Source organism: Protofrankia sp. Cr2, from assembly GCF_963555885.1.
Taxonomy (GTDB): domain Bacteria; phylum Actinomycetota; class Actinomycetes; order Frankiales; family Frankiaceae; genus Protofrankia.
Window position 1 is genome coordinate 114541 of sequence record NZ_CAUVXG010000001.1, and the last position, 7120, is coordinate 121660.

A 7120-nucleotide genomic window follows, 5' to 3' on the forward strand; every position below is an offset into this window, starting at 1 on the left:
TGGGAACGATGTGAATCCGGTGCTGTTATGACAGCACCGGATTCACATCGTCAGGCCGACGCTGTGGTGGGCCGGTGGTGGATCATGGCTGGGGACGGCCGGCCGGTCAGCGCGGTTCTTTGGGCAGGCCCAGGACCTGTTCACCCAGGATGTTGCGCTGGATCTCGACGGCGCCGCCGTAGATCGTCTCTGCCCGGGAGTTCAGGAAGCTCGCCTGGAACAGGCTGAGCCGGTAGTCCTCCTCGACGAGCATCGAACCGGCGCCCGTCGCGTCCATCAGCAGTTCGCCGAAGTTGCGGTGCCAGGTGGACCAGAACAGCTTGGAGATCGACGACTCGGGTCCGGGGTGGGCGTTCGCGACGGCACGGGAGATGGCGCGGATGTTCATCGCCTGCATGACCCGTAGCCCGACATAGGCCGAAGCGATGCGGTCCCGCAGCACGGGGTCGGTCGGCCGGGTTCGTACGAGGTCGATCAGCGCCCGCATTTCGCGCTCGAACCCGGCCTGGAACGGCAGCACGGTGGTGCCGCCGCGCTCGTTGCCGAGGGTGCCCATGACCACGCGCCAGCCGCCGTTCACCTCACCCACGACAAGGTCCTTGCTGGTGCGGGCGTTACTGAAGAAGACTTCCGCGAACTCGGTCCCACCGGCCATGTTCCGGATCGGCCGTACCTCGACGCCGGGTTGGTGCCGCGGCACGAGAATCATGGAGATTCCCCGGTGCTTGGGCGCGTCCGGGTCGGTACGGCACAGGACGTACAGCCAGTCGGCGTAACCGCCGAAGGTCGTCCACGTCTTCTGGCCGTTGACGACCCATTCGTCGCCGTCGAGCTCGGCCCTGGTACGCAGACCGGCCAGGTCGCTGCCGGCGTCGGGCTCGCTGAAGCCCTGTCCCCAGAACTCCTCCACCCCGGTGATCTTCGGCAGGAACCGGGCCTTCTGTTCGGCGGTACCGAACGCCAGCAGGGTCGGCCCGAACAGGTCCCGTCCGTGCACGCCGACCCAGTACGGCGCCTGTGCCCGGGCGTGCTCGACCTGAAAGATGATCTCCTGGGCCAGGGTCCCACCGCGGCCGCCGTACTCGACCGGCCAGCTGATGTTCAGCCACTTGTCCTTGGCGAGGAGTTTCTCCCACTCCAGACGCATCTCCCAGGCGGTGTCGTCCGCCGGGCCGCCGACGCCCAGGATGGTCCGGAAGTCACCGATGAGATGATCAGCGAGCCACGACCGCGCCTCCTCCTGAAACTGCCTGTCCTGTGCGGTGACGGCAACGTCCATCGGCTACCTCGCCTACTCGCGCCCAAGCGGGCGCCTCCGGCTGACTTGTGATGCAAAATCGTACAAAAAGTTAGCTGATAGGCGAGGCTATCGCAACTCACGGGCCGGGCGGCCGGAGGTCTGTGCAGATCCAGTCCCGCTATGGTTAACTGATTTAGCTGATGGGAGAGGTGCTGTCGTGGACTTTGACCTCACGGACGAGCAGCGCATGCTGGCGCAGACCGCGCGGGACTTCGTCTCGCGTACCTGCCCACCGCGGATGGCCAAGGAATGGGACGAACAGGGTGTCCTGCCCAAGGAGCTCTTCCGGGGCATGGCGGACCTCGGGTGGTTCGGCCTCCCGCTACCGGAGGAAAGCGGTGGGGGTGGTGGCACCGCGCTCGAACTCGTCCTGCTCGCCGAGGAGCTCGGGCGTGCCAGCCTCGACATCGCGATGTGCTATTCGGGTACCTTCATCCCCGGGCTCACCCTGCTGAAGTGGGGTACCCCGGCGCAGCGTGACCGTTACCTGCCGGGCATGTTGGATGGCACCGAGCGCTTCGCCATCGCCATGAGCGAACCGGACGCCGGCTCCGACGTCGCGGCGCTGCGCACCACCGCGGTCGACCATGGTGACCACTTCGTCCTCAACGGGCAGAAGGCATGGTGCACCGGAGCGGGCCTGCCCGGTACGACCATCGCGATGTACGTGCGCACCAACCCGTCCGCGCCCAAGCACGAGGGGCTGTCCCTGGTGCTGGTCGATCCCGCCACCGCAGGTGTGGAGATCCGCCGGACGCCGACGTTGGCACGGCACATCCTCGGCACCAACGAGGTGTTCCTGCACGACGTGATCGTGCCCCGGGAGAACCTGGTGGGTCCGCTGCACGGCGGTTGGAAGGTCATGCTCTCCGGGCTCGACCTCGAGCGTGTGCTCATGAGCGGCGCATATGTCGGGGTGGCTCAGGCCACGCTCGACGAGGCGCTGGAATACTCCAAGCAGCGCCAGCAGTTCGACCGTCCGATCGGCAACTTCCAGTCGCTCTCGCATGCGATGGCCGACCTCCAGGTCGAGATCGACTCCGCTCGGCTGCTGTCGTACCGGGCCGCATGGCTGCATGCGCAGGGCCGGCCGTGTTCCCGTGAGGGCTCGATGGCCAAGCTCAAGGGCTCCGAGACCTATGTCGCGGCGGCTCGGTGGGGCATGCAGATCCTCGGCGGTCACGGCTTCGCCACCGAGAGCGTGATGAGCTTCCGTTGGCGTGAGTCCATCGTCGCACCGATCTCCGGCGGCACCAGCCAGATCCAGCGCAACGCGATCGCGCGCAGCATGGGCCTACGCAGCTACTGACAGTCAGTGACTACTGATGGTAGTCACTGACTGATGACGGTCACCGATGACCCTGTCCAGGAGAGGCAGCCACTGAACATGGCGAACTACGACTTCGGGGATGTCCTCCTCGTCGAGTCCGACGGCCCGGTGCGCGTCGTCACGATGAACCGTCCAGCGGCGTTGAACGCGTTCGCCGGCGGGCTGCACGAAGCCATCGCCGACGTCTGGGCGCGCATCGCGAGCGACCGGGACGCACGCGCGGTGGTGCTCACCGGGGCGGGTCGCGCCTTCAGCGCAGGCGGCGACATCCCGGGGATGGCCCAGCAGATCGCCGATCCCGAACACCGCCGGCACAGCATGCGCGAGGCGCGGCGGCTCTCCGACGAGGTGGTGCGCTTCCACCTGCCGGTGGTGGCTGCGGTCAACGGCCCCGCCGTCGGCCTCGGGGCGACGATCGCCGTCATGAGCGACATCGTCCTGATCGCCGACACCGCGTTCCTGGCGGATCCACACGTGCAGGTGGGTCTGGTCGCCGGCGATGGTGGCGCGGCGTTCTGGCCACTGGCCACCAGTATCCTGCGGGCCAAGGAATACCTGCTCACCGGTGACCGCATCCCCGCGGACCAGGCTGTCGCCCTGGGTCTGGCCAACCGGGTGGTCCCGGCCGCCGAGCTGATGGACGAGGCCCGCCGGGTCGCGCACAAGATCGCCGCGCTGCCCCCGCAGGCCGTCCAGGACACCAAGCGGGCGATCAATCTGCATCTGGCGCAGGCCGCCCGGCTGGTCCTGGACTTCTCCCTGGCCGCGGAGGGCGAGTCGTTCACCACCGACGAGTTGCGCCACAACGTCGAGAGCTTCAAAGCCAAGTCATGACCATGATCGTGGACGTCGTCTCATGAGCACGCCGCTCGCAGGAATTAGCTGAGCAAGTCGAGGACGGTCTGCTTGTCGGTGTCCTCCAGTAGGAGTTTGCCGATCGCGGTGAGGTGCCGGCGCCAGAAGGCCTCCGCCTCTTCGGTCTGCCGGTTGCGGATGAGCGTGACGATCTTGATGTTGGCGCGATGTGCCCTGCCCACGAGCGTCCGCTGCTGGTCGGGGGCGCTGACACGAGCCAGGTGGGAGGACACGGTGGCGGACTCGACGATCCGGTACAGCATTCCGACCAGGAGTCGCAGCGTCCGGTTGCCGGTCAGTTCGACGACGAGGAGGTGGAACTCCGCGTCGATGAACAGGAACCGCTCATGGTCGTCGAGGGCCTCCTGGCACCTGGCCAGCACCTCGTTGAGTCGGGCGAGGTCACCGTCGTCGTGCCGCTCGGCGCACATGCCGGCGGCACGGGATTCCAGCAGAGCCCGGGCCTCGTAGACGTCGGCGAGGGTGGTGCCCCGGTACTGGAGGATCGCGCCCGCGTACCGGGCGGCGGTGTCCCCGGACGGGAGGTGCACACGAGCTCCGCCGCGCGCACCCCTTCGAACACTGATCAGCCCCTCCGACTCCAGGACCCGGAACCCTTCTCGTAGGGTTGGGCGGGAGACTCCGAAGCGTTCCATGAGGACCGCTTCAGACGGAAGCGCCGTTCCCTCGCCGAGTTTTCCGAGGATGATCTGCCGGCGGAGATGGCTGGCGACGATTTCGCCGGCTTTGGGTACGCGGACACGGTCTTCGGTCGCCACGGAATCCTCCTGCTCGTTGGCACCGCCGCAGAACGGGAGTGGTGACTCGGCGTTGGGCGCCGGAGGCGGGTGAGTAGAGGTGTCCCCTGCGCGGTCGCTTAGATAATAATCTATCGGATCGCCCCTTGGCCTGTTTCTCCAGGCGATGGGGCTGTTCCGGTTCGCGCACGCCTCCGGCGTGCGCGACGGTAGTCGTTTCCGGCGTGGGCCGGCCAGCCCAGCCCCGCGCCGCCGCGTCCCCTATTGCCGGGCGCCCTAAATGCCTATCCGCTGGGCGAGCTGTTCGCGATGGTAGGCGGGGTCACCGAGCAGGAGCTGCGAGGTCTTGGCCCGCTTGAAGTAGAGATGGGCTGGATGTTCCCAGGTGAAGCCGATCCCACCGTGCACCTGGATGTTCTCGGCGGCGCAGTGGAAAAACGCATCCGAGCAGTAGGACTTGGCCACGCTGGCCACGACCGGGAGTTCGTCGTTACCCTCAGCGGCCGCCCACATGCCGTAGTACGCGGCGGACTTGGCCGACTCCACGTCCAGCAGCATGTCCGCGCATTTGTGCTTGATCGCTTGGAATGAGCCGATGGGCCGACCGAACTGTACCCGAATCTTGGCGTACTCGACGGCCATCTCCAGCACCTTCTGGGCACCGCCGACCTGCTCGGCGGCCAGGCCGATGGCCGCGGTGTCGAGAACCCGCAGGAGAACGCCCTCGCCCTCGCCGTCGACGCCGATCAACCGGGCGGGGGTTTCGTCGAAGTCGAGCCGGGCCTGCTTGCGGGTGAGGTCCATGGTCGGCAGCAGGGTGCGGGTGAGGCCGGGCGCGTCGCCGGGGATGGCGAAGAGGCTGACTCCGGCTGCGGTCCGGGCCGCCACCACGACGAGGTCGGCGGTGTGGCCGTCAAGCACATAGGTCTTGGACCCATTCAGCCGCCACTCGTTGCCGTGCCGGGTCGCGGGGAGTGTGATCCCGTCGGTGTCCCATCGGCCGGACTCTTCGGTGAACGCGAGCGTCGCTCGGGTGTCGCCGCCGGCGATGCCCGGCAGGTAGTCCTTCTGAGCCGCGTCGTCGCCACTTGCGACCAGCGCCGTCACCGCGAGGACGACCGTGGAGAAGTAGGGCGCGCACAGCAGTGCGCGGCCGGCTTCCTCCAGGACGATGCCCACCTCGACGAACCCGTAGCCGGCACCCCCGTACTCTTCGGGGATCGCGAGACCCGTCAGGCCGAGTTCGCCGGCCAGTTTCGCCCAGACGTTCGCATCGTAACCCTCAGTGGTCTCCATGAGGCGCCGAACTTCGGACTCCGGAGAAAGATCCTCCAGGAAGTCGTGTACGGCGCGGCGTAGCTCTTCCTGCTCCTCGCTGAAGGCGAAGTTCACGGCAGCTCCCGGCTACAGACAATATTCTCAACGAGGGTATAATTAGTAAGCTAATTCGGCAAGATGTGCTCTGAGTAACAGGATGGTATGCGGTCGGACGGGGTGACCTCGGATGGGGCGGCGCCGAATCGGAGGACCCGGCGCCGTTGATCATGCCATCCCGTTGCTCATGCCATCGTCAGTCCGCCACTTACCGACAGTGTCTGCCCGGTGATGTAGCCCGCCGCGGGGGAAGCGAGGAAGACCACGGCCGGGGCGATGTCGGTCGGCTGTCCGATCCGCTTCATCGGGACGGCCCGCGCGAGCGAGTCGTAGAGGCGCTGGCTGACGTCCGCGACCTGGTCGAGCAGGGCGGTGTCGGTCGGGCCGGGGCAGACGGCGTTGACGGTGATCCCGCCGGCCGCGGTCTCCCGGGCGAGTGCCTTGGCGAACGCGATGACCCCACCCTTGGTGGCCGAGTAGACCACCTCGCCGGACGATCCGACCCGTCCCGCGTCCGAGGCGATGTTGATGATGCGGCCCGACCCACGTGCCAGCATGCTGTCAAGGACCGCACGGCTGGCGCGGATCGTGCCGAGCAGGTTGACATCCACCAGGCGCAGCCAGGTTGCCTCGTCGCTGTCGACGAACGGGCCGATCACGTCGACCCCGGCATTGTTCACGAGGATGTCGACCTCGCCGAGCTCCGCCCGCACCCGCTCGACACCGGCGAGCACGCTTGCGTTGTCGGTCACGTCCACGGTGACGCCGAGGGCGCGGCCGGCCAGTTTGTCCGCGGTCACAGCGGCGCCGTCGCCGTCGCGGTCGGCCACAGCCACGGCGGCGCCCGCCTGTGCCAGCGCGGCCGCGATGGCGGCTCCGATCCCGCGGGCGGCGCCGGTCACGATCGCGACCTTGCCCTCAAGTGCCTCGGTCATGCGCCGCGCTCCTCTCTACATCGCTGGCGGGTCCCGGTCGGTGCATCCGTGGTCCCGTATTGGCGTCATATCATATAACTATTTTGGATGTCATGATCGGGCTTTCGGATTGCCTCCTGAGACTGCAGGCCGGCTCCGTGACTGGTTGCCCGGCACCACAAATCGTGCAAGCATCTAACTTGTTACATGTCCTCTGCCGTCACGCGGAAGTGCCGGGCTCCGCCCACGTCCGTCACGACAGAGCGGTCAGCTCCGCCACACTGCGTCGGGAGAACGATGTCGGGTCTACTTGCCTACGGTGCCTATCTGCCCTACCACCGGCTCCAGCGCAAGGCCGTGGCCGCCGCGCTCGGCGGCCGTGGTGGTTCCGGCGTGCGCACGGTGGCCTCCTTCGATGAGGACACCACATCCCTGGGTGTGGAAGCGGCGCGGATCGCCCTGCGGGGTCGTGCGGCCGCGTCCGGGCCTCGGCAGGTCTACTTCGCCACGACGGCGCCGGGCTATCTGGACAAGACCAACGCCACGGCCATCCACGCCGCTCTCGGGCTGGACGAATCCGTGCTCGCGG

6 protein-coding genes and 1 pseudogene are annotated in these 7120 nt (G+C 67.4%); 3 read left to right on the top strand and 4 right to left on the bottom strand.

Annotated features, from left to right (window positions below; all coding sequences use genetic code 11):
- Positions 1 to 106: 106 nt before the first annotated feature.
- On the bottom strand, positions 107 to 1279 hold the full coding sequence (locus tag U9978_RS00440; RefSeq protein WP_322759000.1) for an acyl-CoA dehydrogenase family protein: 1173 nt from the start codon (positions 1277 to 1279) through the stop codon (positions 107 to 109).
- A gap of 178 nt (positions 1280 to 1457) precedes the next feature.
- Between U9978_RS00440 and U9978_RS00445 the strand changes: the two genes are divergently transcribed.
- On the top strand, positions 1458 to 2609 hold the full coding sequence (locus tag U9978_RS00445; protein ID WP_322759001.1) for an acyl-CoA dehydrogenase family protein: 1152 nt from the start codon (positions 1458 to 1460) through the stop codon (positions 2607 to 2609).
- A 33-nt stretch (positions 2610 to 2642) separates the two neighbouring features.
- Positions 2643 to 3464 (top strand): enoyl-CoA hydratase/isomerase family protein, encoded by an 822-nt coding sequence (locus U9978_RS00450; protein ID WP_322759002.1) that lies wholly within the window; start codon positions 2643 to 2645, stop codon positions 3462 to 3464.
- A 44-nt stretch (positions 3465 to 3508) separates the two neighbouring features.
- On the opposite strand, the gene U9978_RS00455 is transcribed toward U9978_RS00450, so the two are convergent.
- From U9978_RS00455 to U9978_RS00465, 3 genes are all read right to left on the bottom strand, one after another.
- Positions 3509 to 4264 (bottom strand): FadR/GntR family transcriptional regulator, encoded by a 756-nt coding sequence (locus U9978_RS00455; RefSeq protein ID WP_322759003.1) that lies wholly within the window; start codon positions 4262 to 4264, stop codon positions 3509 to 3511.
- 255 nt (positions 4265 to 4519) lie between these two features.
- Entirely contained in the window at positions 4520 to 5635 is a 1116-nt protein-coding gene (locus U9978_RS00460; RefSeq protein WP_322759004.1) for an acyl-CoA dehydrogenase family protein, read from the bottom strand.
- Positions 5636 to 5802: 167 nt separating this feature from the next.
- A complete protein-coding gene (locus U9978_RS00465; protein ID WP_322759005.1) occupies positions 5803 to 6552 on the bottom strand; it encodes a glucose 1-dehydrogenase in 750 nt (249 codons plus the stop codon).
- Positions 6553 to 6828: 276 nt separating this feature from the next.
- Here U9978_RS00465 and U9978_RS00470 point away from each other — a divergent pair.
- Positions 6829 to 7120 (top strand): annotated as a pseudogene (locus U9978_RS00470) (hydroxymethylglutaryl-CoA synthase); the annotation flags it as partial.

Coding starts and splice junctions, on each gene's coding strand:
- U9978_RS00450 (WP_322759002.1), top strand. CDS start 2,643: ATGACGGTCACCGATGACCCTGTCCAGGAGAGGCAGCCACTGAACATG.
- U9978_RS00465 (WP_322759005.1), bottom strand. CDS start 6,552: ATGACCGAGGCACTTGAGGGCAAGGTCGCGATCGTGACCGGCGCCGCC.
- U9978_RS00440 (WP_322759000.1), bottom strand. CDS start 1,279: ATGGACGTTGCCGTCACCGCACAGGACAGGCAGTTTCAGGAGGAGGCG.